General features: G+C 56.1%; 20 protein-coding genes. 13 read left to right on the top strand and 7 right to left on the bottom strand.

Annotation, left to right across the window (positions count from 1 at the left end; translation table 11 throughout):
* Positions 1-616: 616 nt before the first annotated feature.
* Complete coding sequence (locus Q5Y71_RS08455) at positions 617-2,089, bottom strand: aminoacyl-histidine dipeptidase (protein WP_306041606.1); 1,473 nt, start codon at positions 2,087-2,089, stop codon at positions 617-619.
* A gap of 241 nt (positions 2,090-2,330) precedes the next feature.
* Positions 2,331-4,298: a VacB/RNase II family 3'-5' exoribonuclease gene (locus Q5Y71_RS08450; protein WP_306041604.1), complete on the bottom strand. Its 1,968-nt coding sequence runs from the start codon at positions 4,296-4,298 to the stop codon at positions 2,331-2,333.
* A gap of 336 nt (positions 4,299-4,634) precedes the next feature.
* On the opposite strand from Q5Y71_RS08450, the gene Q5Y71_RS08445 reads away from it, so the two are divergent.
* Both Q5Y71_RS08445 and Q5Y71_RS08440 read left to right on the top strand, forming a co-directional pair.
* Positions 4,635-5,720 carry a Glu/Leu/Phe/Val dehydrogenase dimerization domain-containing protein gene (locus tag Q5Y71_RS08445; protein WP_306041603.1) on the top strand — a complete coding sequence of 362 codons (1,086 nt, stop codon included), beginning with the start codon at positions 4,635-4,637 and terminating at the stop codon, positions 5,718-5,720.
* A 285-nt stretch (positions 5,721-6,005) separates the two neighbouring features.
* Positions 6,006-8,822, top strand: coding sequence for a pitrilysin family protein (locus Q5Y71_RS08440; RefSeq protein ID WP_306041602.1), 2,817 nt, complete (start codon positions 6,006-6,008; stop codon positions 8,820-8,822).
* Positions 8,823-8,935: 113 nt separating this feature from the next.
* Here Q5Y71_RS08440 and Q5Y71_RS08435 read toward each other — a convergent pair whose 3' ends face one another.
* Entirely contained in the window at positions 8,936-9,547 is a 612-nt protein-coding gene (locus Q5Y71_RS08435) for a glutathione S-transferase family protein (protein WP_306041600.1), read from the bottom strand.
* A gap of 91 nt (positions 9,548-9,638) precedes the next feature.
* On the opposite strand from Q5Y71_RS08435, the gene Q5Y71_RS08430 reads away from it, so the two are divergent.
* The gene (locus tag Q5Y71_RS08430; RefSeq protein ID WP_306041599.1) at positions 9,639-11,003 is read left to right on the top strand and encodes an amidohydrolase family protein; all 1,365 of its coding nucleotides are present in this window, start codon (positions 9,639-9,641) and stop codon (positions 11,001-11,003) included.
* 116 nt (positions 11,004-11,119) lie between these two features.
* Here the strand turns inward: Q5Y71_RS08430 and Q5Y71_RS08425 are convergent, their stop codons facing one another.
* Together Q5Y71_RS08425 and Q5Y71_RS08420 are read right to left on the bottom strand one after the other, a co-directional pair.
* Positions 11,120-11,836 (bottom strand): SIMPL domain-containing protein, encoded by a 717-nt coding sequence (locus Q5Y71_RS08425; protein WP_306041597.1) that lies wholly within the window; start codon positions 11,834-11,836, stop codon positions 11,120-11,122.
* A 192-nt stretch (positions 11,837-12,028) separates the two neighbouring features.
* Complete coding sequence (locus Q5Y71_RS08420; RefSeq protein ID WP_306041596.1) at positions 12,029-13,129, bottom strand: hypothetical protein; 1,101 nt, start codon at positions 13,127-13,129, stop codon at positions 12,029-12,031.
* A 140-nt stretch (positions 13,130-13,269) separates the two neighbouring features.
* Between Q5Y71_RS08420 and gloA the strand changes: the two genes are divergently transcribed.
* The 8 genes from gloA (at position 13,270) to Q5Y71_RS08380 (ending at position 22,544) form a co-directional block, all read left to right on the top strand.
* Positions 13,270-13,710 (top strand): lactoylglutathione lyase, encoded by a 441-nt coding sequence (gloA, locus tag Q5Y71_RS08415; RefSeq protein ID WP_306041594.1) that lies wholly within the window; start codon positions 13,270-13,272, stop codon positions 13,708-13,710.
* 67 nt (positions 13,711-13,777) lie between these two features.
* The gene (locus tag Q5Y71_RS08410; protein ID WP_306041593.1) at positions 13,778-14,884 is read left to right on the top strand and encodes a hypothetical protein; all 1,107 of its coding nucleotides are present in this window, start codon (positions 13,778-13,780) and stop codon (positions 14,882-14,884) included.
* 2 nt (positions 14,885-14,886) lie between these two features.
* Complete coding sequence (locus tag Q5Y71_RS08405) at positions 14,887-15,552, top strand: GntR family transcriptional regulator (protein ID WP_306041592.1); 666 nt, start codon at positions 14,887-14,889, stop codon at positions 15,550-15,552.
* 363 nt (positions 15,553-15,915) lie between these two features.
* Positions 15,916-17,265, top strand: coding sequence for an aspartate aminotransferase family protein (locus Q5Y71_RS08400; protein WP_306041590.1), 1,350 nt, complete (start codon positions 15,916-15,918; stop codon positions 17,263-17,265).
* A gap of 103 nt (positions 17,266-17,368) precedes the next feature.
* Positions 17,369-18,754 (top strand): glutamine synthetase family protein, encoded by a 1,386-nt coding sequence (locus tag Q5Y71_RS08395; RefSeq protein WP_306041588.1) that lies wholly within the window; start codon positions 17,369-17,371, stop codon positions 18,752-18,754.
* A gap of 588 nt (positions 18,755-19,342) precedes the next feature.
* The gene (locus tag Q5Y71_RS08390; RefSeq protein ID WP_306041587.1) at positions 19,343-20,686 is read left to right on the top strand and encodes a glycosyltransferase family 4 protein; all 1,344 of its coding nucleotides are present in this window, start codon (positions 19,343-19,345) and stop codon (positions 20,684-20,686) included.
* Positions 20,686-21,432 (top strand): class I SAM-dependent methyltransferase, encoded by a 747-nt coding sequence (locus Q5Y71_RS08385; protein WP_306041586.1) that lies wholly within the window; start codon positions 20,686-20,688, stop codon positions 21,430-21,432. Before Q5Y71_RS08390 ends, Q5Y71_RS08385 begins: the two co-directional genes overlap by 1 nt.
* Positions 21,429-22,544 carry a prenyltransferase/squalene oxidase repeat-containing protein gene (locus Q5Y71_RS08380; RefSeq protein ID WP_306041585.1) on the top strand — a complete coding sequence of 372 codons (1,116 nt, stop codon included), beginning with the start codon at positions 21,429-21,431 and terminating at the stop codon, positions 22,542-22,544. Before Q5Y71_RS08385 ends, Q5Y71_RS08380 begins: the two co-directional genes overlap by 4 nt.
* Here the strand turns inward: Q5Y71_RS08380 and Q5Y71_RS08375 are convergent.
* Positions 22,473-23,090, bottom strand: coding sequence for a class I SAM-dependent methyltransferase (locus tag Q5Y71_RS08375; RefSeq protein WP_301418813.1), 618 nt, complete (start codon positions 23,088-23,090; stop codon positions 22,473-22,475). The two genes, Q5Y71_RS08380 and Q5Y71_RS08375, sit on opposite strands and share 72 nt — an antisense overlap.
* A gap of 116 nt (positions 23,091-23,206) precedes the next feature.
* On the opposite strand from Q5Y71_RS08375, the gene Q5Y71_RS08370 reads away from it, so the two are divergent.
* Positions 23,207-23,929 carry a DapH/DapD/GlmU-related protein gene (locus tag Q5Y71_RS08370; protein ID WP_306041584.1) on the top strand — a complete coding sequence of 241 codons (723 nt, stop codon included), beginning with the start codon at positions 23,207-23,209 and terminating at the stop codon, positions 23,927-23,929.
* A gap of 26 nt (positions 23,930-23,955) precedes the next feature.
* Positions 23,956-24,471: a shikimate kinase gene (locus Q5Y71_RS08365; protein ID WP_306041583.1), complete on the top strand. Its 516-nt coding sequence runs from the start codon at positions 23,956-23,958 to the stop codon at positions 24,469-24,471.
* Positions 24,472-24,566: 95 nt separating this feature from the next.
* Here the strand turns inward: Q5Y71_RS08365 and Q5Y71_RS08360 are convergent, their stop codons facing one another.
* Complete coding sequence (locus Q5Y71_RS08360) at positions 24,567-25,037, bottom strand: Lrp/AsnC family transcriptional regulator (protein ID WP_306041582.1); 471 nt, start codon at positions 25,035-25,037, stop codon at positions 24,567-24,569.
* Between the last annotated feature and the right edge of the window lie 271 nt (positions 25,038-25,308).

Below are 25,308 nucleotides of genomic sequence, written 5' to 3'. Positions count from 1 at the left end.
TGTGAACAGGCCCTAGAGACATTCCTGCCGGAATTTTCACTTCGGCTTGAAACCCAGGCGCAGTAAGGCTTTCAAGGGTGCCTTAGTTTCTGGACACCCCAGGAATTGGCTGATTTTTGTTCGGTTGGGTGTTGATTTGCACTTAAAACTGACCCACTAACCCCCTGGATTTGCATCGAATTTTGACCCACGTATAACCCTTCCCTGCACAAATAGTATGCAGGGGTGAAAGGAGTGATAGACGTGGCATTAGTAAGTGTTATTCGACGCTGGCGCTTGCGTGATGGCATGGTAACGCATCCTATAGCCTGATGGACTCGCTTGTGCTCTCCGCTTCAATTATCAACCTGACCGAGGAAAAGGTGGACCGTTACTGGGGGAAAAGAATCGGATGTATGGTTCATCTTATTCCGGTCGCCGTGCCTACCTGGGTCTCACCTACAGTTTTTGATACCCCGCGCCGTGTGAGCAGGTCACTTTGCTCACATGGTCTCGAATACCGCTTGGGTGGTAAACGGGCCAATGGGAACTATCGATTGATTGACTGCTGGATAGTTTCTGTGCCGGTTTGGCATTCATCCCTTGATCGCCCGAGGTTATCTTCACCGCTGGCGGGCTAGTTGCGGCCAGGGACTGCCTGTACCACCTTGATCAAGTAATCCCAGAAATTGGCAACGCTGTGGATATGCACCCGTTCTTCGGGGGAATGTGCGCGGCGGATGGTGGGGCCGAAGGAAACCATGTCCCAGTTGGGGTAGGGTTTTGCCAAAAGACCGCACTCCAGACCTGCGTGGATCACTTTGACTTCAGGTTCTGCTCCGGTCATCTCTGTATAAACGTCTCTCATCAGTGCCAGCAGGGGCGAGCTGGGGTTTGGGGCCCAGCCAGGGTAGGCATTGTCCAGCCAGGTTGTAGCGCCGGCCAGTTCAAAGCTGGCGGCAACGTCCAGACCGTGTTGGTCGCGGGCCGTGTCAGACAGGCTGCGCACCAGGCACTGGATCTGCACCTGCGGTTTGCCGTCCCTCTCAGCCGTGACAACGCGGGCCAGGTTATTGGATGTGTCGGCAATATTTGTCAACTTGGTACTCATGCGCGCCACGCCATTGGGGCAGCAACGAATGGCGCGAATCAGTCTCAGCTGGCTTGCAGCATTCATGGTACTACCGGGTGTTTCTGTGGGCTCCAGAGTGATTGTGAGGTCCACCTCGTTGTCAAATTCCTGTGAGAGACGTGCACTCTCGCTGTCGATACTCTGTTGTAGTTTGTCCCGAGTGCCGGCCGGAATCACAAGGGTGCAAAAGGATTCGCGGGGAATGGCGTTGCGCAGGCTGCCGCCATCCAGCGCGGCAATGCGCAGCTCGGGGATTTTGCCCAGAGCCGTGTCGATAATGCGGTTGGCAATCTTGTTGGCGTTGCCGCGCCCCTTATCGATGTCCAGGCCCGAGTGCCCACCGCGCAGGCCGCGCACAGAAAGTGTAAAGGCCTGGCTACCCACCGCTATGGGATCCCTGGTGTAAGGGAGAATGGCATTTACATCCACGCCCCCAGCACAGCCGATATAGAGTTCCCCTTCATCTTCGGTATCCAGGTTCAGGAGCAGATCCGCCTCGAAGTTGCCCCGCTGCAGGTTTTTGGCACCGGTCATGCCCGCCTCTTCATCAATAGTGAGCAGTGCCTCCAGGGCGGGGTGGGGGATGTCGGTGGACTCCAACAGGGCGAGGATGGCGGCGACGCCTATGCCATTGTCGGCACCGAGAGTAGTGCCTTTGGCAGTGACCCAATCGCCATCCACGTAGGGCCTGATGGGGTCGGTAAGGAAATTGTGTACTGTGCTGGCATTTTTCTGCGGCACCATATCCAAATGGCTCTGCAGGGCCAGGGTCTGGCGATCTTCCATACCCGGTGTCGCGGGCTTCTTGATAATCACATTGCCGGCTGTATCCAACTGCGCCTTCAGATTGCGGGCTCTGGCAAAGCTGAGGGCGTATTCCACTACCCGCTCTTCATGTTTGGAGGGGCGGGGAATCTCACACAGTGCGGCGAAGTGTTTCCACAGAGGGGTGGGGGGCAGTGCAACAATAGGATTCATGGGTGACCTCGATCATTTTGATAGATTGCCTGTTCCAGCCAGTGCTGTGGCGATGTTATTGCAGTTTGCAAATCAGCGGGTAGTGTAAAAGGCGATAAGTGGCTATCCAGAAACACCGGCGCAATTGTACTGACTTGCCGAAATGTCAACGGCCTGTGCCAAGAGAGTAACCCGTATCAGGCTCATCACAACAGGGGAGAGCCCGACAGTGACCGGGCTCTCCAGGGCGGCTTTGCCCTGATTATTTTTTTGCGGCGCTGTCGGCTTGCGGACTCTCCAGAACCAGTTCGAAAGCAATGCGGCGCTTGTCCACATTCACAGAGGCCACCTTGACCACAACCGCTTGTTCCAGTTGGAAACGTTGCTCATTGTGCGTGAGGGTGAGATGCTTGCCGTCGAAAGTCGGAAGGTTCTTTTTGTCCCCATTCATCCGCACAAATCCATCGATGCCAAATTGATCGAGGCGTACCCCGAGGCCGGCGCCAGTCACCAGAGTGATTTTGCCAGCGTATGTGTTACCGATTTTATCCTGCATAAACTGGGCATACAGCCATTGCTCCAGGGCGCGCCTGGCCTGGCGGCCGCGAACTAGGCTGTTCTGCAGAGCCTCAATATGCACGTCGTTGAGATCTGGAGTGTTGCCTTGTTGTATAGCCGCACGTAGTACGCGGTGATTATACAGATCGTTGTACTTGCGAATGGGGGAGGTTACTGTGGCATAGGCGGGGAGTCCTAAACCCAGGTGTGCGCCGACCTTGTTATTGAGCAGACCGGGGCGCAGCATGCGCTTCAGCACGGCCAGGAGGTTCTGCAATTGGGAATCATCCTGACTTTCCAGGTGCTTCACCAAAGCCAGGTAGTGCTCCAGTTGGCCCAGGTCTTTCTCGGCATATTCTGGCAAAAGGGCTTTGAGGAGACTTTTTACCTCGCCCATACGTTCTTTGCGGAAACCCAGGTGCACAGAAAAGCAGCCCTGCTGTCGTTCCGCTAGTTTGGCGCCGATACTGATATTGGTGGCGAGCATGGCCTCTTCGACTATGCGCTGGGCAATATTGCGCTCCTGCCTTTCGATACGCGCAATTTTGCGCTGGCTGTCGAGCCAGACCTCATACTCCGGGCGGTCTTCCATGGCCAGAGAATGGGTGGAGCGATAAGTGGCACGGGCCTTACAGATTGCGGCCAGATTGCGCAAACTCTCTCTTTGCGCTTCGGGCACTGCGGTGTCATCACCCTCAAAAAAACCGCTGACTTGTGTATAGCTTAGTTTGTACTGGGAGCGGATCGCGGCAAACTCATAGTGGCTCGCACTGATACTGCCATCACGGTTGATATCAATATGCACAACCAATACCGGGCGCAGCTCTCCGGGAATCAAGGAGACGAGACCCTCGCACAGATTGTTTGGCAACATGGGCAGGGTTTCGCCGGGCAGGTATAGGCTGTGGGCGCGCTTGAAGGCTTCCTTATCCAGCGGGCTGTCTTGGCCGATCACACTACTGGGATCGGCAATAGCGATATGCAGAGTCCAACCATCCTCCCGCTGGGTAACGGCAAGGGCATCGTCCATATCTTGAGTGCTTTCCGCATCAATGGTGGCAAAGCCCAGTTCGGAGAGGTCAGTGCGCTCGGCAATCACAGACGCCAATTGCCTGGCAAGGGTTTCCGACTGTTTCTGCGCCGCGGGGCTGAATTGCTCTGGCAGCTGGTACTGGGCAATTGTGTAGGCGTGCTCAATACCGGGCATCTCGGGTTTGCCGATAACGGACGTCACCCTGGCCTGAGCGCGCCCGTCCTTGAAGGGGTGGCGGTTGACCCTGCAGGCGATAAAGTCTCCGGGTTGGGCCTTGCCGCGGGCCTTGGGGGGGAGAAAGATCCAGCGGGTGAGGGAATGCTGGGTGGGCTGGATAAAGTGTCCCTGGCCACGTTGGATATATTGGCCGACAAGGTAGTCAAGTTCACTCTCAAGCAGGACATCCAGTTCCGCGGTGAGCTTGCCCTTGGGTCCTTCTGTCAGGCTGACGCGAACCCGATCGCCGGGGAAAACACGTTCCATCTCATTGGGTGGCAGGAAGGCCTCTCGCCCATCCACCAGCACAACAAAACCGAACTTACCGTTGCTGCCGCGTACCTGGCCTTCGGCAAATTCCTTGCTGGAGCGAATATCAGTTTTCAGCTGTGAAAGCTGTTTCAGAGCGTCGGCGTTGAGCATCGAGTATATCCCTGGGGTTCGATTTGGGCGCGGATTCTACCAGACCCAGTTGACGCCGTATAACGGGATCCTGCCCAGGGCGAAAGCCTTGCGGTGGTTGCCAGGGGCGCTGGCTCGCGCAGGAGGTTTTTTGACCACTTGGTCCATTGTGTTCCTTTAAGAAAATCGTCCTAAATAATAACGCTATATATGAAGTTTTCGCTATTGTTTTGCCGTTTTGTGCAAAATATGCAAACTTTATCTGGTGAAGCAGGATATAATCTTACCCCTCAAAAAAATGATAAGGCTGTGGTTGTTCCCCAGCGCTAGAATCGGCCTTCCGGAGAGGAACAGTTAATGAGTGTTTTTTCCCATTCCGCTTATGATAAACACGAACAAGTGGCGTTTTATCAGGATGCCAAGAGCGGTCTCAAGGCAATCATCGCGGTCCACAATACGAATTTAGGGCCTTCACTGGGAGGCTGCCGTATGTGGCCCTATGTGGATGACGGTGAGGCGCTCAATGATGTGCTGCGCCTCTCCCGTGGAATGACCTATAAGTCTGCCATGGCTGGTTTGAGACTCGGGGGTGGAAAATCGGTGATTATCGGCGATCCCCGTCAGGATAAGACGCCCGAGCTACTGCGCGCTATGGGTGAGTTCATCAACACACTCAACGGGCGTTACATCACCGCGGAGGATTCCGGCACCAGCGTTGCCGATATGCGGGTTATCGGCGAGACCACAGAGTATGTATCCGGTCTGTTCGCAGGCTCTGAATACGGTGGTGACCCGTCGCCTTCCACTGCTTATGGCGTATTTGTGGGCCTCAAGGCCGCCGCACAGCACCGCTGGGGAAAAACCGACTTGAGCGGTCTCAAAGTTTCTATCCAGGGAATGGGCAATGTGGGGTTCCGCCTGGGCAAGCTGTTGAAAGAGGCCGGCGCGGAACTCTTCGTTACGGATATTTTCCAAGACAATATCGATCGCTCGGTCAATGAGCTGGGTGCTATTGCCGTAACCGCTGAGGAGATCTTCGATCTGGATGTGGATTTGTTCGCGCCCTGTGCCATGGGAGCCATTCTGGATGATGACACCATCGCCCGCTTGAAAGTGGGAGCTGTCGCCGGTGCCGCCAACAACCAGCTGGCCGAAGAGCGTCACGCCGAAGTGCTGCGCGAGAAAGGCGTTCTCTATGCCCCGGACTATGTGATCAATGCCGGTGGTATTATCGATGTTTATTACCAGCAGCAGGGAGATTACGACGCCACCGAGGTGCGTGCCCATATTGAAGAAATCGGCAATACCATGCAGGAGGTGTTTGAGCGTGCAGATAACACCGGTAAAACCACGGCACACGTGGCTGACCTTATCGCCGAGGAGCGTTTTGGCCACCATTCTGTGCCTAATGCCGAGAACAGATCCGGTACAGTAGCGGCATAATGGGTCTCTACAGTACTCACAGGGGCGCATCCTCGGTAACCGCAGGTCGTCAGACCAGGTCGTTTGGTTTGAACAGTCCGGCGCAACAGAGGAGCCTACGGTTTCTTACCGTGGGCAACTGAGGCTTATTGCTTCTCTCTGTATTGTAGGTATTTGGGCACTTCTGTGCCCATTTTTTTGTCCAAGCGGGACTCTGGCCGAGCACTGATTCGGCGGAAGGTTTTGTAGACAATGGCAGGGTAAGCAATTGCCCTGGCTCCGCTGTTATTGATTAGGAGTGAAACTATGGACCTGCGTCCAGTGTTTATCAGTGTCCTTATTGCCACCACCGGTTTCGCCGGTTGTGACAATTCCACTAACGATAGGTCCCACGCGCTATCCGCGGATAAAACGGCGGCGGCCCGCAGCAAGGCGGCCGCTTTTGGTAATCCGGCCTATGTTCCGGCACCGAAGTTGGACATTCCCTACCATAAGGAAGTGTTGCCCAATGGCCTCACAGTGATCGTACACGAGGACCACAAGGCCCCGGTCGTCTCCACTAATATCTGGTACAAGGTGGGTTCCAAGGATGAGCCGGAGGGGAAAACCGGGTTTGCCCATCTGTTTGAGCACCTGATGTTTAACGGCAGCGAAAATCATCCGGGCGAATACTTTGAACCCTTCCAGCGCTCCGGTGCCACGGATATGAATGGCACCACCAACAATGATCGCACCAATTATTTCGCCACGGTTCCCAAAGGTGCTCTGGATATGGCACTGTGGATGGAGTCGGACAGGATGGGCCACTTCAAGGGTGCAATCACCCAGGATGTGTTGGATGAACAGCGCGGTGTGGTAAAAAACGAGAAACGTCAGGGCGAAAATGCCCCCTACGGTAAAGCCTTTGATATCATTGCCAAGAGCACCTTTCCCGCTAACCATCCCTACTCCTGGACACCCATCGGCTCTATGGCAGATCTAGACAATGCCAGCCTGGATGACGTGAAAAAGTGGTTTGCGGATCATTATCAACCGGCAAATGCAACCCTGGTGATTGCCGGCGATGTCACTGTTGATGAGGCCATGGCCAAGGTGCGCAAGTATTTTGGTGATATACCCAGCACAGGGGCGCAGCCGCGTGTCAAGCGCTGGGAATTACCGGCTCAGGTCAATAAGCGTGAAGTGGTCTACGACCAGGTACCACAAACCCGTATTTACAAGGTCTGGAATGTACCGGCGGTTGACAGTGAGGAGGAGCACGCGCTCGAATTGATGGCGTCACTGCTGGCAAACCGGAAGAACTCTCTGCTGTATCGCCGCCTGGTACGGGATGAGAAAGTTGCCACGAGTGTTAGCGCCTTCTACTATGGGCGCCAGCTGGCTGGGCAACTTTTTATCATTGTGGATGTAAAGCCCGGGCAGCCGGTCGATAAAGTCGAAAGACTGTTGAACAGGGAATTGCGTGCGTTTGCAAAAAATGGTGTGAGTACAGAGGACCTGCGCCGGGTCAAGCAAGGGGAGTTTGCCGGCCTTGTAAAGGGTCTGGAAAAAACCGGTGGCTTTGGTGGCAAGAGCGACATCCTGGCCCGTGCGGAATTTTACTATGACGATCCTGGTGCCCTGCTAAAAGGAATCGAGGAATACGCCCAGGTTTCTGCACCCGAAGTACAGGATGTAGCGCAGCAGTGGTTGAAGGCAGATGCCTACACCCTGATTATCGAGCCACAAAAACAGTACACTGCCGACAGTGAGGGTGCGGATCGCAGCCAGCTACCTGAGGTGGATAAAACTGTCGAACTGGAGTTGCCACAACAGCAGGCGTTCACCCTCAAAAACGGGCTGAAGGTAGTCCTGGCCGAGCGCCATGATACGCCGGTAGTGTTGATGAATCTGCAGTTTCGCAGTGGTGCAGCGGCGGACAATAGCAAGCCCGGCCTGGCCTCTGTAGCTGCGCAAATGCTCAGCGAGGGCGCCGGTGATCTGGACAGCCTGGCTTTCAGTGCTCGGGCGGAAGAGTTGGGCGTGAGTATCGGCGGGGGCAGCGGGCTGGATTACAACACGATCAGCATGAGTGCTCTCAAGTCGCAGCTGGCCCCGTCTCTGGAGCTTTTTGCGCAAGTGGTGACCGAGCCGCAGTTTCCGGCATCGGATCTCGAGCGGGTCAAGTCCAATCGCCTGGACAGGATCGCGCAGGAAAAGGCCCAGCCGCGGGGGCTGGCACTGCGGGAGCTGCCACCGCTATTGTTCGGCGCCAGTCACCCCTACGGTTCCCCTTTGACCGGTTCCGGTACCCCGGAGGGGATCCAATCCATTACCCGTAACGATCTGGTGCAGTTCCAGAAAGCCTGGGTCAGGCCCGATAATGCCACCCTGACGATTGTCGGCGATGTGACAGAAAAGGAGGTAGAGCCCCTGCTGAATGATGCCCTGGGCGACTGGAGAGCACCCGAAGCAGAATTGCCAAATGTGGCATTGGCAAAAGTGGCACGTCCTGACAAAGCGCGGGTGTATCTGCTGGATCGCCCCGGCGCGCAGCAGAGTTACATCATGGCGGGTCTGGTCATGCCCCCCTGGCAGCCTCAGGGCGCTGAGGCTTTCGATGCGATGGCCAATACTATCGCGGGAAAATTTACTTCCCGGGTGAATATGAACCTGCGTGAGGACAAACACTGGTCATACGGTGCCCGTGCAGTGTCTCTGGATACGGAAGGCCAGCGTCCATACATTTTGTTCGCACCTGTGCAAACTGACAAAACGGCGCCCGCGATCCGGGAGATTGTGAAAGAGTACCGGGACTACCTGGATAAACGCCCCATCACGGAGAGGGAATTGGAGGACTATCGCAACGATGAGGTGCTCAAACAGAGCGCTCGCTTCCAGACCAAGGGGCAGTTGCTTTCCAGTATCAACTGGCAGGTAGAAAAGGGCCTGCCGGAAGACTACATTGCCGAGTATCCACAGCGGGTTGTCGCGCTCACCCAAGCACAGGTAGCGGCTGCCGCAAAGGAGTTCCTCGCTCCCGGGCAGTTTACCTGGGTGATTGTGGGGGATCTCGACAAGATAAAGGGGGAGGTGGAAGCCCTGGACATCGGACCGGTAGAGGTGTTGCCCTCCAGGGATTGACATTCCAGATGAGTAATCGCCCCCCCCGGGATGGGTGGGGGTGATGGTCTATTTGTAGACTGATGCGTCTCCCGGCTTTCTTCCGTCAGTCGGATTTTAGCGCAAATCCACCGTCAGGCACCGAAGCTGGGGCGCTGTTTGAGCTGCCCACGCCAGCGGATCAGGTGGGGGTGTTTTTCGGCATCAGGGCGCAGGTTTTGCACCTTGCCAAAATCCAGACTGCAGACCATACCAATGTCTGCTACAGAAAAATAATCCCCCGCCAGATATTCGTGATCGGAAAGGTGATCATTCAAGATAGCCATAAATTGCATTGCGCGCTTACCGGCATCCTCGCCGAATGCCGGGTAGACATTCATGCGGTCCTTGAAGAAACCCGAGACATGCTGGAAGCACATTCCGACAGGAAGCATCAGGTTGAAGTCGGCGCGGCGGCTCCACATTTCAACTAGAGCCTTTTCCCTTGCATCCCGCCCAAACAACGGTGGCTCCGGATGCAGCTCTTCAAAATAGCGTTGAATCGCCACTGACTCGGCGATGTGTGTGCCATCCTCCAGCGCCAGTACCGGCACTTTCGCAGTGGCATTCATGCTGCGAAAATCCGGGGTGAGGTTTTCCCCCTTGGCAATATCTACCTGAGTGAAGGTGATATCGATACCTTTTTCCGCCAGGTACATGCGCACACGACGGCAATTGGGTGCGGCAGCAAATTCGTAGATTTTCATTGGCACTTCCTCTTGACTCACAGACTGCGGTAAATTGTACGCGTTCCAATAAGAACGATACGAATCTAAGTGAGACTTGCTGGGAGCGACAATGACAAAGAATACCAAGAGGGGCTACCTCACCAACCGCGCTGCCGTTGCGATAATGTCTATCTGTGTGGGATTGACGGGCCTGCAGGCGCAGGCGCAGGGCACGGCTATTTACGCGGGTAAGCTGTTTGACAGCAGTAGCGGAAAACTCTTGGAAAACCGCACTGTGCACATCGTGGATGGCCGGGTCGAGTCAGTGCAAAAAGGGTTTGCCAAACGGGACCGGGAAATCCTGGTGGACCTGCGCGATTTTACGGTATTGCCCGGCCTCATGGATATGCACAGCCATCTCACCTATGAGTTTGGCCCGCAAGCCTATATGGAGTCCTATACATGGAATCCCGCGGATTTCACTTTGCGCGGGGTGGATGCCGCCAGGCGTACGCTGCTTGCGGGCTTTACCACCGTGCGCAATCTCGGGGACCAGGATAATGTCACTGTGAGTCTGCGCAAGGCCATAGACGCAGGTATCGTCGAGGGACCGCGAATTTATACTGCGGGCAAATCCATCGCGACCACCGGTGGCCATGCCGATCCCACCAATGGCCGCCGCTGGGATCTGATGGGTAATCCCGGCCCGGTAGAGGGTGTGATCAACGGGCCGGCCAGTGCGCGAGAGGCTGTTCGCCAGCGCTACAAGGAGGGTGTCGACCTGATTAAGATTACTGCCACCGGTGGCGTGTTGAGTGTGGCAAAAAGTGGGCAGAATCCTCAGTTCATGATGGATGAGCTGGAGGCGATTGTCGCCACCGCCCGGGATTACGGCTTGACTGTGGCGGTCCATGCCCATGGCAAAGAGGGTATGATCCGCGCAATTCGCGCCGGCGTAGATTCCATCGAACATGGCACCTATATGGACGATGAGGTGATTAATCTGATGCGCCGTAACAATACCTGGTTTGTGCCGACACTGATGGCCGGGGAGTGGGTAACGGAAAAATCCGCCATTGAGGGATTTTTACCGGATATTGTGCGCCCAAAAGCGGCCACTATCGGCCCGTTGATGCTGGGAACGTTTTCCAGAGCGTACAAGCGTGGCGTCAAAATTGCTTTTGGGACCGACACCGGGGTGACCCGCCACGGGGACAATGCGCGGGAATTTGTCCTGATGGTGCAAGGGGGTATGGCCCCTGCCGATGCCATTCGCTCGGCCACCTGGCATGCCGCGCAGCTACTGCAGGTGCAGGATGAACTGGGCAGTATCAGCGAGGGCAAGATGGCAGATATTATTGCGGTGGCGGGAAACCCTCTTGAGGATATTTCCGAATTGCAGCGGGTGCAGTTTGTGATGAAAGGCGGAAAGATCTACAAAGAGCCCATCCAGCCAGCCGCGGATATTTTTGTAGAGCCGGGAGAGCCAGGTTGATGGGGCTGCAATGAAACCGCAGCTGTGCCGGCGGTAGCCCAATGGCGCGTGCCGGTATAACCGGGGAAAAGGTCAACTCCCGAATTCTGCGTTGGAGGATGCAGGGCCCAAAGAGATCAGTCCTGCAACTCAAATACCAGGTCCAGGTTCACCGTCACCGTTATTTCCCCGGGGGCAACAGGCGTCGTTGCACGGTCTTTCTCGGCGGTCATCTGGTTGCGGCTGAGCATCACCGGATGGGGCAGATCGCCGGTGCCTTTTTCAGAAATACTCACGATCCGGCGCACCTTCATGCCGAGGGCTTTTGCATAGATGGTTGCCCGTTCCTGTGCATCCAGAAGAGCTTTTTCACGGGCCTTGGCCTGTACCGGTGCCGGCTCGCCGATCTCGAAGCTGGGGCCGTTCACCTGGTTGGCACCGGCGTCCGCCAGGTCGTCCAGCAGGTCTCCCAATTCGTCCAGCTTGCGCACCTTGATGCTGACCGTATTGCGCGCAGTATAGCCAACGAGTTGCGGTTTTCGATTCTGTTGATACTGGTAACGGGGCCATAGGCTGATGCCGCTGGTCTGGATGTCTTTTTTGGCAATACCGGCTTTTTTGATGGCCGCCATCAAGGCTTCCATTTGTTCGGCGTTATCGCCCATGGCTTTTTTACTGTCCCCGGCCTCGGTGACGACACCCACAGAGATGCTCGCTATGTCGGGTGCCTGGCTGACCTCACCGTGTGCGGCAATTGTGACCAGAGTACCCCGCTCGGCAGGTGCGCTACCGCTGCCGCAAGCGGTGACAAGCAGGGCAAGTAGTGTGATTGTGGAGAGTGGTATTAACTTCATGATTTTTCCTTGTCCATCGCAATGGGTTATGGGAAACCCCGGAGTATTGGCGGGATCTTAGCAGCGTTATGCTTAACGGCAGCTGAGCGTGCTCTGCAGCATAACCTATTCACTGCCAGCCCTGTAGATATCATTGGCGGTGATTGGTCTGGGAAAATCCGTCCGACGGCAAGCGCTACTGGATGGATAACCTCAACCACTGAAAACCTGTTGATATGTCTCATTCTCGTCGTGGTAGATGGCAAACCCCAGCCGCAGCAGTTGCTGGCGCCGGTCGCACAGCACGGCGCGGGCTCTGAGTGCTTTATGCAGTCGCTGCGCATTCTCCACACTGCGGCAGTCAAAGGTAAAGAAGTGTCCATGGCCTTGCTCAAGGTCGTGATAAATCAGATTCTCCCGGTTGAGCAGGGGGTGTCCTGCGCTGTCCATGCTGTGCAGAAAGCGACCCTGGGCAGCCAGGACATAGCGGTGAATTTTCCCGACTGTAATACCTTCACGCCGTAACAGGTCGAAAATGGCCAGTCCTTTGTACAGGCAGGAGTAATCCATGGTCGCCCCGGCAAAACGCAGCCAGTTGTTCCCAAAGTTGACGCCCTCTGAGCGGTTTTGTAATTCAGCCATGTCTGCAAACCAGCCGGTGTTGAGCGGGCGCAGGGTACAGTGTGCGGGGATACTCATAAAGCAGAGGCCTTCACCGGCGCCGAGGTATTTATAGGAGCCGGCGAGGAAGAAGACCTTGTCGGCGACATCGCGCAAATTGACCGGGCGCGCGAAGAAGGCGTGATAGCCGTCGATAACAAACTGGGTACCGGCTGGCTTGTCCCCGGCGATGCGCAATAATTCGGGGAACATCACACCCGAATCGAAAAAGACCAGACTGGCATAGGCAAGCTGGTAGTCTGCGGTCTGCAACGCCCGCTCGAAACGTTCGGCCAGTGTGTCGTAGGGTACTTTTGGAATCCTGCTGACTTCGATGTTGGGCAGCTCTTCCAATCGCGCCAATTGGCGTGCAAAACTGTAGAATTCGCCGTCGGTGGTCAGTATACGCAGGGGCTGGTGTTGATCGAAGGCACTGATCAGGCGGTAAACCAGTTCATGGGTATTGGGGGCAATGGCAATTTGGTCGGCGTCGGGTAGTTGCAGGGTGTGTGCAACGGCGTTTTGCCAGGCGGGTATTTTTTCTCCGAAGATAGTGTCCCACTTGTCATCGGCCAAGCGCGCCGCGTCGCGCCAGTATTCCTGTACCGCCTCGAGGGTAATATCCGGCCAGTAGTGATGGGAGTGACAGGCCATATGTAACACCGAGGGTGCGCAAAGGTCGGATGCCTGTAAAAATTTGCGATAGAATTTTTTATACATTTGCATTTGACGTTGTGAAGTTGAATCATCTCTTATATCGCGATTGTAGATCTGAGTAAAAAAAGGAGTAGCGGGTGAACTACCTACATACGATGGTGCGTGTGTCCGATCTGGATGTGTCTTTGAAATTTTACTGTGAAATACTGGGTTTGCAGGTGGTGAACCGCACGGATTATGATCAGGGCCGCTTTACGCTGGTGTTTTTGGCCGCGCCGGGGGATCTGGAGACTGCCCGTGAGAAGAGGGCGCCGGTACTTGAGTTGACTTATAACTGGGACCCGGAGTCCTATCCCGGAGGGCGCAATTTTGGTCATCTGGCTTATGGCGTGGATGACATCTACGGGGTTTGTCAGCGTCTGATGGAAGCGGGTGTGACCATTAACCGGCCTCCCCGCGATGGGTATATGGCATTTGTTCGGTCACCGGACGGTATCTCCATTGAACTTCTGCAAAACGGTGAACCACTCACTCCCCGGGAGCCCTGGCAGTCGATGGAAAATACCGGCGAATGGTAGCCTGGTCTGGCGTTTTATTGAAAACCCGGTGAAGTACGGATCTTAGGAAAAATACAAGAGAAGTGTTGTGAAGCGTACCCGTTGCATTTTGCTCGCCGGCGCTACTGCGGCCCGCCGCATTCGCCAGGAAGGCTTGCACCAGAATCAGTTCTCTACTCTGGTCGGAGCCTCCGGTGGTCCCAAATGGTTGGCGATCAGCCAGTTGGATCGGGTGTTGATGGGAGAATTTTTCAAGGGGCGGCGTGAATCGATAGTGACTCTTGGGTCCTCGATCGGCAGTTTTCGCAACCTATGCTATGCAATGCGGGACCCATTGGCGGCATTGGAGCGGCTGGAACACGCGTATATCCACCAAAACTACACTTCCTCAAAGCCGGCCCCTAGGGAAATTACCGCCACAGGAGAATGGGTTCTGCAGAGTGTATTGGGCGAGCGGGGCGCCTGTGAGGTGGCGGGGAATCCGCTGTGGCACAGCCATTTTGTCACGGTGCGAGGCCGGGGGCCTCTCGGGAGTGAAAAACGCGCTCTCCTGGCCCCGGCTCTGATTGCTTCGGCTTTGGCCAATGCAGTGTCCAGATACAGCCTGAGCGCCTTTTGGGAGCGGGTGATATTCCATTCCGGTACCAGCGCCGCAGTGGAATTTGACAGCCTGAGCACAGTAAATACGGCCTTGTCCGCCCGCAATGTCTGTACCGCAGTGCTCGCCAGCGGTGCTATTCCCCTGGTGATGCAGGGTGTACAAAACCCCGATGGAGCGCCTTTGGGCAATTACCGAGATGGCGGCATCACCGATTACCACTTCGATCTGCGCTTTCGCCATCCGCACGGGTTGGTCCTCTATCCACATTTTTTCCCCTATATGGTGCCGGGCTGGTTTGACAAGGGGCTCTTCTGGCGGCGCGTGCGCGGTGATGCCATGGCATCCACGCTGCTGATTGCGCCATCTCCCGCATTTGTGACCGCACTGCCCGGAGGGAAGATTCCAGATCGCAGCGACTTTTACAAGCTGAACCCCAGAGAGCGCATCCGATACTGGAACCGGGTGGTAGACCTGAGCCGGGGGGTTGCCGATGACTTTTACACTATCTGGCAGAGTGGTCGGGCGGCGGATTACCTGATTGAGGTCGGTTGTGATGAGACGCCCCATAAGTTGCCGCAGCTTGGGGCTGCGTGACTATGACGCGGGCATTTCACCCCACGCAAGAAGCCTTCCGCACCACACAGGAGCGGGTTTATTTTCAGGTGCGCGACGCAATTCTGCGTGGCAAATTTCTGCCCGGTCACGCAATCACGATTCGCGGATTGGCGGCGCAACTGAATTGCAGCCCCATGCCTGTGCGGGAAGCGCTGAGACGCCTCACTTCCGAGCGGGCGCTGGAGGTATCGGATACCCGCCGCGTGACCGTTCCCACTATGACCCCGGAAAAGCTCGCAGAGATCTGTGCGGCCAGGGTAACGTTGGAGTGCCAGGCTGCCGAGCAGGCCCTGCCTTTTGTGGGGGAGGAGGCGCTGGAGTCTCTGTGTGAGCTGGACACCCGGGTCAACGTTGCGCTGGAGGAAAAAGATATAGAGCAGTATGTGACTGCCAATCTCGATTTCCACTTTACCCTCTACCGTTTGGGGCGCCCTCATATCATCCTTTCTTTGATCGAAAGTCTGTGGCTGCAAACAGCCCCTCTGCAACACCTGGTGTTCCAGCGCTTTGGCGTGCAGGAATTACCGGACCGTCACAAGGATCTGCTGGTGGCGCTTGCCAAGGGGGATGCGGATCAGGTGCGCAGGGCCATCCGCCAGGATATTGAGGAGGGACTCGGCTCTATCCCTGCGGAGGAATTGCTCTAGCGGGCCCCACCCAGCCCCGGCGCTTAAGGCGCCTTCTGGCGTATCTTGCCCCTAAGGATTTATCGCCGGCTATTATCTGGATTGTGACTAATTGGTCATGCCCTATTCAACCTTTTCAAAGCCCCAGGTGAGTTCCGGCAATTTTGCGGCACCACTGATATTTCGATAGATCTTGCGCTTTTGTGATGCTCGCCACTAAAATGTGATCACAAAATTTGAGCGCAACCAGACACCCTGTTGCGGCCTGTTTACCTGGGTCATACAGGGTGGATGGCAGGCTACGGGATTACTCTTTATCCAGTGGTGCGGGTCCCTGACCCCGCGAGGTGGGGTGAATTCCGGTGTAAAAGACAGGAGAGCATTATGAATAAGACCGAGCTGCAACAACAGGATCGCAGGCATCTGTTGCACCCTTTCACCGACTTCCATGATCTGGGCCAGCAGGGCACCCGGGTGATTACCCGTGCCGAAGGCGCTTATATTATCGATATCGATGGTCACCGCATGCTGGATGGCATGTCCGGCCTCTGGTGCTGCAACCTGGGCTACAGCCGCAGGGAAATCAGTGATGCTATTTACCAGCAGCTGAACACCTTGCCGTTTTACAACAGCTTTTTCCAGTGTACCACTGTGCCCTCTATCGAACTGGCCAATGTCCTGGCGGAAGTGACCCCGGCGACTATAAACAACGTGTTCTTTACCGGTTCGGGCTCCGAGGCGAATGACACCAATCTGCGTATTATCCGCCGCTTCTGGGACCTGCAGGACCGGCCGGAGAAACGCATCGTGATCTCCCGCAAGAATGGCTATCACGGCTCCACTATCGCTGGCGCCAGTCTCGGTGGTATGAGTGGGATGCGCAAGCAGTTCCAGCCGCTGGATTACATCGAGCATGTGCAGCAACCTTACTGGTTCGCCGAGGGCGGGGATATGTCACCCGAGGAGTTTGGCATTTACGCCGCCCGCTCCCTGGATGAAAAAATCCAGGAACTGGGCCCGGAGAATGTTGCGGCCTTTATTGCCGAACCGATCCAGGGAGCCGGCGGCGTGGTCATCCCGCCGGAAACCTATTGGCCGGAGGTGAGGAAGGTGCTGGGCCAGTACGATATCCTGCTGGTGATGGACGAGGTAATTTTTGGCTTTGGCCGCACCGGAGCCTGGTTCGGAGCCGATTACTACGGCATGAAACCGGACCTGATGACGTTTGCCAAGGCGGTGACCAATGGTTACTTTCCCCTGGGCGGTACCCTGGTGAGTGACCGGGTCGCTGAAGTGATCAAAAGCAAAGGGGGGGAATTTACCCATGGCTACACCTACTCCGCGCACCCCGCAGCCTGTATGGCGGGCCTGGCGACAATCAATATCCTGCGCAATGAGAAGATTATTGACACGGTGCGCGACGTGACCGGTCCCTACCTGGCCAAACGCTGGGCAGAGCTGGCGGATCATCCGATTGTGGGCGAGACCCGCAGCCTGGGTATGGTTGGCGCCCTGGAGCTGGTGAAGGACAAACCCAGCCGCGCCCGTTTCGATGAGGATTGCACCGCCGGCGGTGTGTGTCGCGACCTGAGCATTAAAAATGGCCTGGTGATGCGCGCCACCGGCGATACCATGATTATCGCGCCGCCGTTGATCATCACCACCGAGCAGGTGGATGAGTTGGTGGAAAAGGCTCGGCGCACTCTGAACGACACTGCCGCGGCACTGGCGTAAACTCGCCGCAGTGTCTCTCTATGGCTGCCCTCCTGCCCGCTGCTAGCGGCAGGGGAGGCTCTGGGCCGTTACTGCGGTTTGAATGGATTATCTCAGGCAATATATGTCTCAAGAAAAGAAACTCGCTGGCCGATCGGATTTGCTGGCGCAATCACACAGGTTCCTGGCTGAGCATACGGATTTAAAGTGGATTGAAGGCTTTATATTCGATATCAATGGTGTGCCCCGCGGTAAGTGGCTGCCCGCCGAGTCAGCGCAGAAGCTATTCAAGGGGGGCCTGCAGATGCCCCGCAGCGCCGTCAGTCTGGATATCTGGGGACGGGATATCGAGAATAGCCCGCTGGTGTTTGCCAGTGGCGACAGCGATGGTGTCTGTCTCCCGGTATCCCCGGTCAGCCTGGCACCCTGGCACAGGGAGCCGACCGCCCAGCTGCATATGCAATTGCACGAAGCGGATGGTTCCGCACTCTACGCCGATCCGCGCACCCAGTTGCAACGGGTAGTGGACAGGTTAAAAGGACTCGGATACAGCGCGGTTTGTGCCACTGAACTGGAATTCTATCTGTTGCATGACGAACCGGACCATCTGGCGCATCCGCGCCCGGTCAGCGATAACGACGCGGAGCTGGTGCCATCCACAGACGTATACGATCTGTCGGAACTGAACGCCCAGCGGCATTTCTTCGCCGATGTCCGCGCAGCCTGTGAAGAGCAGGGTATTCCGGCGGATTCCGTACTATCGGAATGCGCTCCCGGTCAATTTGAAATTGACCTCAGGCACAGTGCCGACCCCCTTGCTGTTGCGGACCAGACCCTGCTGTTCAAGCGTCTGTTAAAAGGCGTGGCCTCTAGCCACGGCCTTCGTGTCAGCACCATGGCGAAGCCGTTTGGCAACCGGGCCGGGAACGGTATGCATGTGCATCTGAGCCTGATTGACAGTGCTGGAAGGAATGTTTTCAACAACGGCAGCGAACAGGGTTCGGCCCTGTTGCACCAGGCAGTTGCAGGCATGCTGGCGAGCGCAAATGATGCGATGGCATTCTTTGCCCCGCACAGCAATTCCTATCGCCGTTTCCAGGAGAGTTCCCATGCACCACTGAACCTGTGCTGGGGTTATGATAACCGCACCACCACCCTGCGCATTCCAGCCAGTCAACCGGAGGCCCGCCGCATTGAGCACCGTATCGCCGGCGCCGATGTGAATCCCTATCTGGTTCTGGCGGCGATTCTCACCGGTGTATGTCACGGGCTGGAAAACCAGTTGGAACCACCGGCTCCGGTTACGGGGGATGCCTACCAGGTTGAGAGTGAGCAGCTGATCAATACCTGGGGTGGCGCCTTGCAGCGTTTTGGGCAGAGTGACCTGTGGCGTGAGTATCTCGACCCGCGCTTTGCTGCACTGTTTGTGCTGCTAAAGCGGCAGGAGCAGGCTGAGATAGGCACACGGGTTACCGATGTGGAATACCAGAGCTACTTGTATCGCGTATAAGTCAAGGCGAAATTGCTGGGGGTTGCAGGGGGGATGCATAGCCTCTCGATCCAATGGCTTTTGCGACATAGGCACGGCGGGATGGAATCCTCTACTATACCTAAATTTAAGTGCGTAATGCGCTTGTAACTCTCCTCCTGAAAGTGTGTTCGAAATATCTGGCCCGCTATTTGGCGGGCATTTTTTATTCTGCCTGCGGGTAAAATCCCACTTGTGTATGCCGGTGCCAGTTGCCGGTTTGCGCGCTGGTGAAGTGGTCAGGGAAGAGATTATGAAAGTTATACATGAGATTAAAAGCTGTCTGTAACTATATGTATTTATTGGTTTTATAGAACTATGAATTGTTGGTTTTGCAAAGGGGCAATGACTGACTTGTACGCGTTATTATCTGTCTCGGGATAATGCTTTCTGGACAGCATGGCCATTAGCGTGGACTGTTTCAGCCTAGCGGTCATTTCCGCGTCAGTGTATTCTTTCGGTTTCACTGCGCGGACCCGACTCAACCAGCGTGCATTGATGTGCTGCGTGTAAAGACAGTGTTTACCGGTCGCTGCGTGTGGGTCTCCGAACAATGCGAATAGGGAATTTATGACCGCCTTGGGTAAGTGTACAGACGGTCCTCTGGCCGGCGGGGCCCGGCCACTCAACATATGTCTCCTGGGTTATCGCAGTCATCCACACAGTGGTGGCCAGGGCATTTATCTCCGTTACCTGAGTAAGGCACTGGTGGATGCCGGACATGTTGTGGATGTTATTTCGGGTCAGCCCTATCCGCAGCTGGATGAAAGGGTAAAGCTGATTGAAATGCCCGGGCTCAACCTGTATGAAGCTGAGAACCCTATCCGCGCTCTCAGGGCAAAGCACTTGTTGTCCTGGACGGATTTCTTCGAGTGGTTGAGCAAGCTCACCGGTGGATTCGCCGAGCCCTATACCTTTGGCCGCCGGGTGGCCAAGTACCTGCGCAGGCACGGCCGCCACTACGACATAGTGCACGATAACCAGTCGCTCAGTTATGGGCTGCTGGAAATTGAAAAAAGCGGCCTGCCTGTCGTAGCCACCATTCACCACCCCATTGCACGCGACCGACAGCTGGCGCTGGATGCGGCGCCGGACTGGCGTTTCAGGTTATTAGTACACCGCTGGCATCACTTTCTGAATATGCAGACCAAAGTTGCACGCAAATTGCATCATATTGTGACCGTATCGCGCCAGTCACAACGGGATATTGTCGAGCTGTTTGGTGTGGCACCCGAGCAGGTACAGCTGGTTTACAATGGCATCGATACGGAGATATTCAAACCCGACCTGCAGGTGCAGCGCCTGCCGTTGCGTATTATGACGACGGCGTCGGCAGATCAGCCGCTCAAGGGGCTGCGGGTGTTATTGCAGGCCCTGGCCGCGCTGCGCAAACAGTTCGCCGATGTGGAACTGCTGGTGGTGGGTGCAATGCAGGCGGGCGGTGCCACCGAGCAGCTGCTGCAACGTCTGCAATTGCGCGATTCGGTACAATTTGTTTCCGGCATTTCCAGTGAGGAACTGGTGAATTATTACCGCAGTGCCGCGGTTGTGGCCTGCCCGTCCCTCTATGAAGGGTTTGGGCTACCTGCGGGAGAGGCGATGGCCTGTGGCACACCGGTGGTTTCGAGTGATGGGGGTGCGCTTCCGGAGGTGGTTGGCGATGCCGGACTCCTGGTGCCGGCCGGCGACAGCCAAGCGTTGGCGGAGGCGCTTGACAGGGTGCTGTCCAGTGAAACGCTGCGGGCTGAACTGGGCGCGCGGGGCCGGGCCCGCATTGAGAACAGCTTCTCCTGGGACCTGGCTGCAGCGAACCTGGTGACCTATTACCGCAAAATACTGGGTGAACCCCCCGTGTCGCAGAGCAGTGGGTGCGATTTGGCCTCAAATACTATCCGCGGTGTGGAGGCTGCCTGATGATCACAGTGGCTCCGCAACACTTGAACCTCCATCCCGGTCAGAAGGTGCTGGATCTCGGTTGTGGAGAAGGGCGCCACTGCATTCACCTGATGATCACCGATGCGGTGGATGTCTATGGCATCGACCTCTGCTTTGACGATGTGCGCACTGCCAGCGCGCGCGCTAGACCGTTTAGTAGCCCCGAGTACGCAAACGGGCGCCTGCTGTTCGGTGTTGCCAACGGTCTGCAATTGCCTTTTGCGAACGCTTGCTTTGATGTGGTGATCTGTTCTGAGGTGTTGGAGCATATCGGGGAATACCGGGCGCTTCTGGCGGAAATCGATCGGGTGCTGAAGCCCTCGGGAATTTTCGCCGCCACTGTACCGGCTTATTTTCCCGAATGGCTCTGCTGGCAGCTCAGCGATGCTTACCACCAGGTGGAAGGGGGTCATATCCGCATTTTCCGCGAGCGTGAACTGCGCGAGAGTATCGAGGCCCTGGGGCACTGTTATTTTGCTCGCCACAAAGCCCATGCCCTGCACGTCCCTTATTGGTGGCTGAAGTGCCTGTTCTGGAACAAGCCGGATTCCCGCCTGGTGGCCACTTACCACCGACTGCTGGTGTGGGATTTAATGAAACAGCCGATGCTCACCCGTGTTGTGGAAAAACTGTTGAACCCGGTGCTTGGCAAAAGCCTCGCGCTCTATTTTGTCAAAGCCCACCGGGCGGTACAGCAGTTGCCGGCGGGAGAAAAGAGCCCGTGAGTGAGCTGGAGGCTTTACCGCTTGAGACTGCAGGGCTATTCCCGAACGGCTTTGTAAGGGACAGTGCAGCCTATATCCGCTCTCAGCAGCAGCCCGACGGTGCTATTCCCTGGTTTCAGGGCGGTCACGCCGACCCCTGGGACCATGTGGAGGCGGCCATGGGACTGGCGATTGCCGGTGAGCTGGCGGCTGCAGAGAAAGCTTACCAGTGGCTGGTGGATACGCAGTTGGAGGACGGCAGCTGGTGGGCGGCCTACAAGGATGGCGCAGTAGAGAATCGCGAGCGCCGCGAGAGCAATTTTGTTGCCTATGTTGCCACTGGTATCTGGCATTACTATTTGATCAGTGGTGATAGCCAGTGCCTGTCCCGTTTTTGGCCGATGGTGGAGCGTGCCATTGAGTTTGTACTGGGCCTGCAAACCAAACACGGTGAAATTCACTGGGCGGTGGATGCTGAGGGCAGACCCAAAGAGGATGCCCTCATCACCGGCTGCTCTTCCATCTACAAGAGCCTTGAGTGCGCGATCAATATCGCCCGCCGACTGGGGGTTTCACGCCCTCATTGGGAGTCGGGTCGTTTCGCCCTGAGCAAGGCCCTGCGTACCAGACCTGAGCGATTCGACCGCACCTGGGCTTCCAAGGCGCGCTTTTCCATGGATTGGTTTTACCCGGTATTGTGCGGTGCTGTCTCCGGCGACGCGGCTCGCGTGCGCCTGCAGCAGCGCTGGGATGAGTTTGTGGTGGCCGGGCTGGGTTGCCGCTGCGTCAATGACGAGCCATGGGTGACAGTGGCTGAATCCTGCGAATTGGCCATGGCGCTACTGGCCACCGGCCAGCGCGCCCGTGCCGAAGCAGTATTTCGCGGGCTGCACCGCTGGCAGGACAGTGACGGCGGTTACTGGACAGGCTATGTCTATCCCGATGATGCAGTCTGGCCGGAGGAGAAGACCACCTGGACGGTGGGGGCGATGTTATTGGCTGCGGATGCACTTGCCGATCTGACACCGGCGAGCGGGCTCTTTACCGCAGTGCGCCTGTTGTCAGAGTCGGCGCAGAATACCCAGGGTGTCCACTGTCTCGACCAGTTCGAATTGAGCGGAAGCCAGGGCTAGTTTATAGATATCGTAGGGCGCCTGGCCCCCATAGGCTGGATCGGGGAAAATATCGTGAATGGCGAGGTAACCACCCGGGACTATATGGCGGGGCCAGCTGCGGTAGTCGGCCATGGCCGCTTCCAGAGAGTGACTGCCGTCGATAAAGACGAGGCCCAGAGGAGTATTCCAGCAGCGCGCCGCAACCGACGAAGATGCCACAATAGGCACCACCCAGTCGTCCAGTGCAGCGGCACGGATATTTGCCCGGAAGTTGCCAAAGCTGTCCATCATTTGAATTTGGTCGTCAAACAATTCCGGATCATGGTATTCCTCCCCGCGCTGGTGTTCCTCAGAGCCGCGGTGGTGATCCACGGCAAACAATACGCTGTTGGTCAGTTTGCAGGCTGCGGCCAGGTATATGGTGGATTTACCGCAATAGCTCCCCACTTCGAGGCAGGGTCCAAGGCCACTGGCCTCTGCGGCGAGATGGTAGAGTGCTTCCCCTTCCTGGGCTGCGAGGAATCCCTTAATGGCTCGGGTATCAATGGGTAGTCTAATGGTCATGGAAAAAGGCTTTCTACTTGTTGTGATCCGAACACTAAACGCCGGCACCCGCAAAAGCAATTGCGATTTGCAGTGTGGGTGCCTATCTCAATTGAATGAGTGAAACCTGGTAAACGATGCGCAAAGATCACAGGCCCTATTGGCTCAAGAGTTTGCAGTTGCGCTGGCGCCGGTGGCGTACCGAGCGCTACCTGCTGCCGCAGTTTGATGCCGTGGGGGTTGAGCCGGAGGTCATGGACCCCACCTCGGTACATGTATTTGGTGCGAATATTCGCCTGGGTAACTATCCCCATTTAATTTCCAACACAGAAAAATGCATACGCTTTACTACCTTTGGGCACAAGGGGGGTGAGGCGTTCATTACCATTGGGCACTATGTACTGATTTCTCCCGGGGTGCGGATTTCCGCGGCGCACTCCATAGAAATTGGCGATGCCTGTATGCTTGCTGCCAATGTGTATATTACCGATTCCGACTGGCACGGCGTTTACAACCGCACCCGGCCTTTTCGCTGCACTGCACCGGTACGGCTGGGTAATAATGTCTGGATTGGTGATAGTGCCACCATTTGCAAAGGGGTTTCTATCGGCGATCATTCTGTGGTGGGTGCCGGTAGTATTGTCACCCGGGATGTGCCGACAAATGTGGTGGTCGCCGGCAACCCGGCGAAGCTGGTGAAAACCATAGATCCCAAACGGCGGATGATTACCCGCGAAGCCCTGTTTACCGACGCTTACCGCCAAACCCATAACCTGAAGGAATTGGATAAAATGCTGTTGCAGGGCAATAGCCTGCGCGGTTGGTTGCGTGCGTTGTTGTTCCCCCGGCGCGGTGATTGAATCATTTTACTTCAAGATGTGAACGGATGAAGAGAAGAAACAGCATTGTGCTGATAGGGATGCCCGGTGCGGGGAAAAGCACTCTGGGCGTTTTGCTGGCCAAAGAGATGGCCCTGGACTTTGTGGACACCGATGTTTTGATACAGGCCCGCAAAGGCAAAACCCTGCAACAGATTATTGCGGAGCGTGGCTATCTGAACCTGCGAAGCATAGAGGGGGAGATTATTGCCAGTGCCCATTTGCCCAGGCATGTGATCGCAACCGGTGGCAGTGTCGTGTACAGCGAAACGGGCATGGCAAACCTGCGCAGCTTCGGTACGGTTGTGTTTCTGGAGTGCTCGGCAGAAGAGTTGCGCCGCCGCATTCACAACTACGAGAGCCGTGGTATCGCCAAGGCACCGGGGCAGACCTTTGAAGCGTTATTCACAGAGCGCCAGGCACTTTACAGGCAGTATGCGGATATGACAGTACGCTGTGACGGTTTGACCTTACAGGAAGTACTGGAGCAGCTGGTCGAGGCACTGGAGAAGAAACGGAGTTAAAATACGCGGAATACTCCCGGCCAATTGCGGTGTCAGTTATTGGCGCACAGCGCTGAAAGCCCCGGGCGGCAGCGGGGCCCTCTGAAACCCTTTGTCTATAGGGGCAGTTGCGTGGTGTATTTCACCTGTTTCAGAGCAAAAGTGGAATTCACCGAAGCCACATTGGGCAGGTGGACCAGCGAGCGCTTTAAGAGCTGTTCATAATGTTCTACGCTGTCGACGACTACACGCAGCACGTAGTCCTTGTCTCCACTGGTCGAATAGCATTCAACCACTTCCTGAACGCTCAGTACTGCCGATTCAAAACTGTTCAGGGATTCTTCATCGTGGTTGTGAATCGTGATATAACAGTATACTGTGACCCCAAGGTCTAGCTTCTGAGGGTCCAGCAGAGTGACACGGCCGCGGATAATACCTTCCGCCTCGAGCCTCTTAATGCGTCGCCAGCAGGGGGTGTGGGAGAGACCGACTTTGTCGCCGAGTTCCGCCATGGAATAATCGGCGTTTTCCTGCAGTGCGCGCAGTATCTTGCGGTCGAAGTCATCCATATCTGTCAAACGCTTCATAAAGACTCCTATCCTATAAATATTTTTATAATCGAAATTTTCATCACAAATTTACGCACATTTGCGTAAATAAAGCAATGCTCTGTTGCGCTTAACGAACTAGTATGGCCCGACCAGCCCGTCTCGGCGCAGGTGCTGCCGCTGGTTGCCCGCCCGCCCACTCTGGTGCAGGGTGTAATGGCGATATCTGGTTGCTTACGCAAGGCAATTCTGAAGAATAATGATTCATAGCCCAGAGCGGGTTTCAAATAGAGTGAACGAGCGGAAATTA

It is taken from the genome of Microbulbifer sp. 2205BS26-8 (assembly GCF_030731025.1).
In the GTDB taxonomy this organism is placed as follows: domain Bacteria; phylum Pseudomonadota; class Gammaproteobacteria; order Pseudomonadales; family Cellvibrionaceae; genus Microbulbifer; species Microbulbifer spongiae.
The sequence above is the reverse complement of the archived record's forward strand: the minus strand, read 5'-3'. Positions and strand labels throughout refer to the sequence as shown.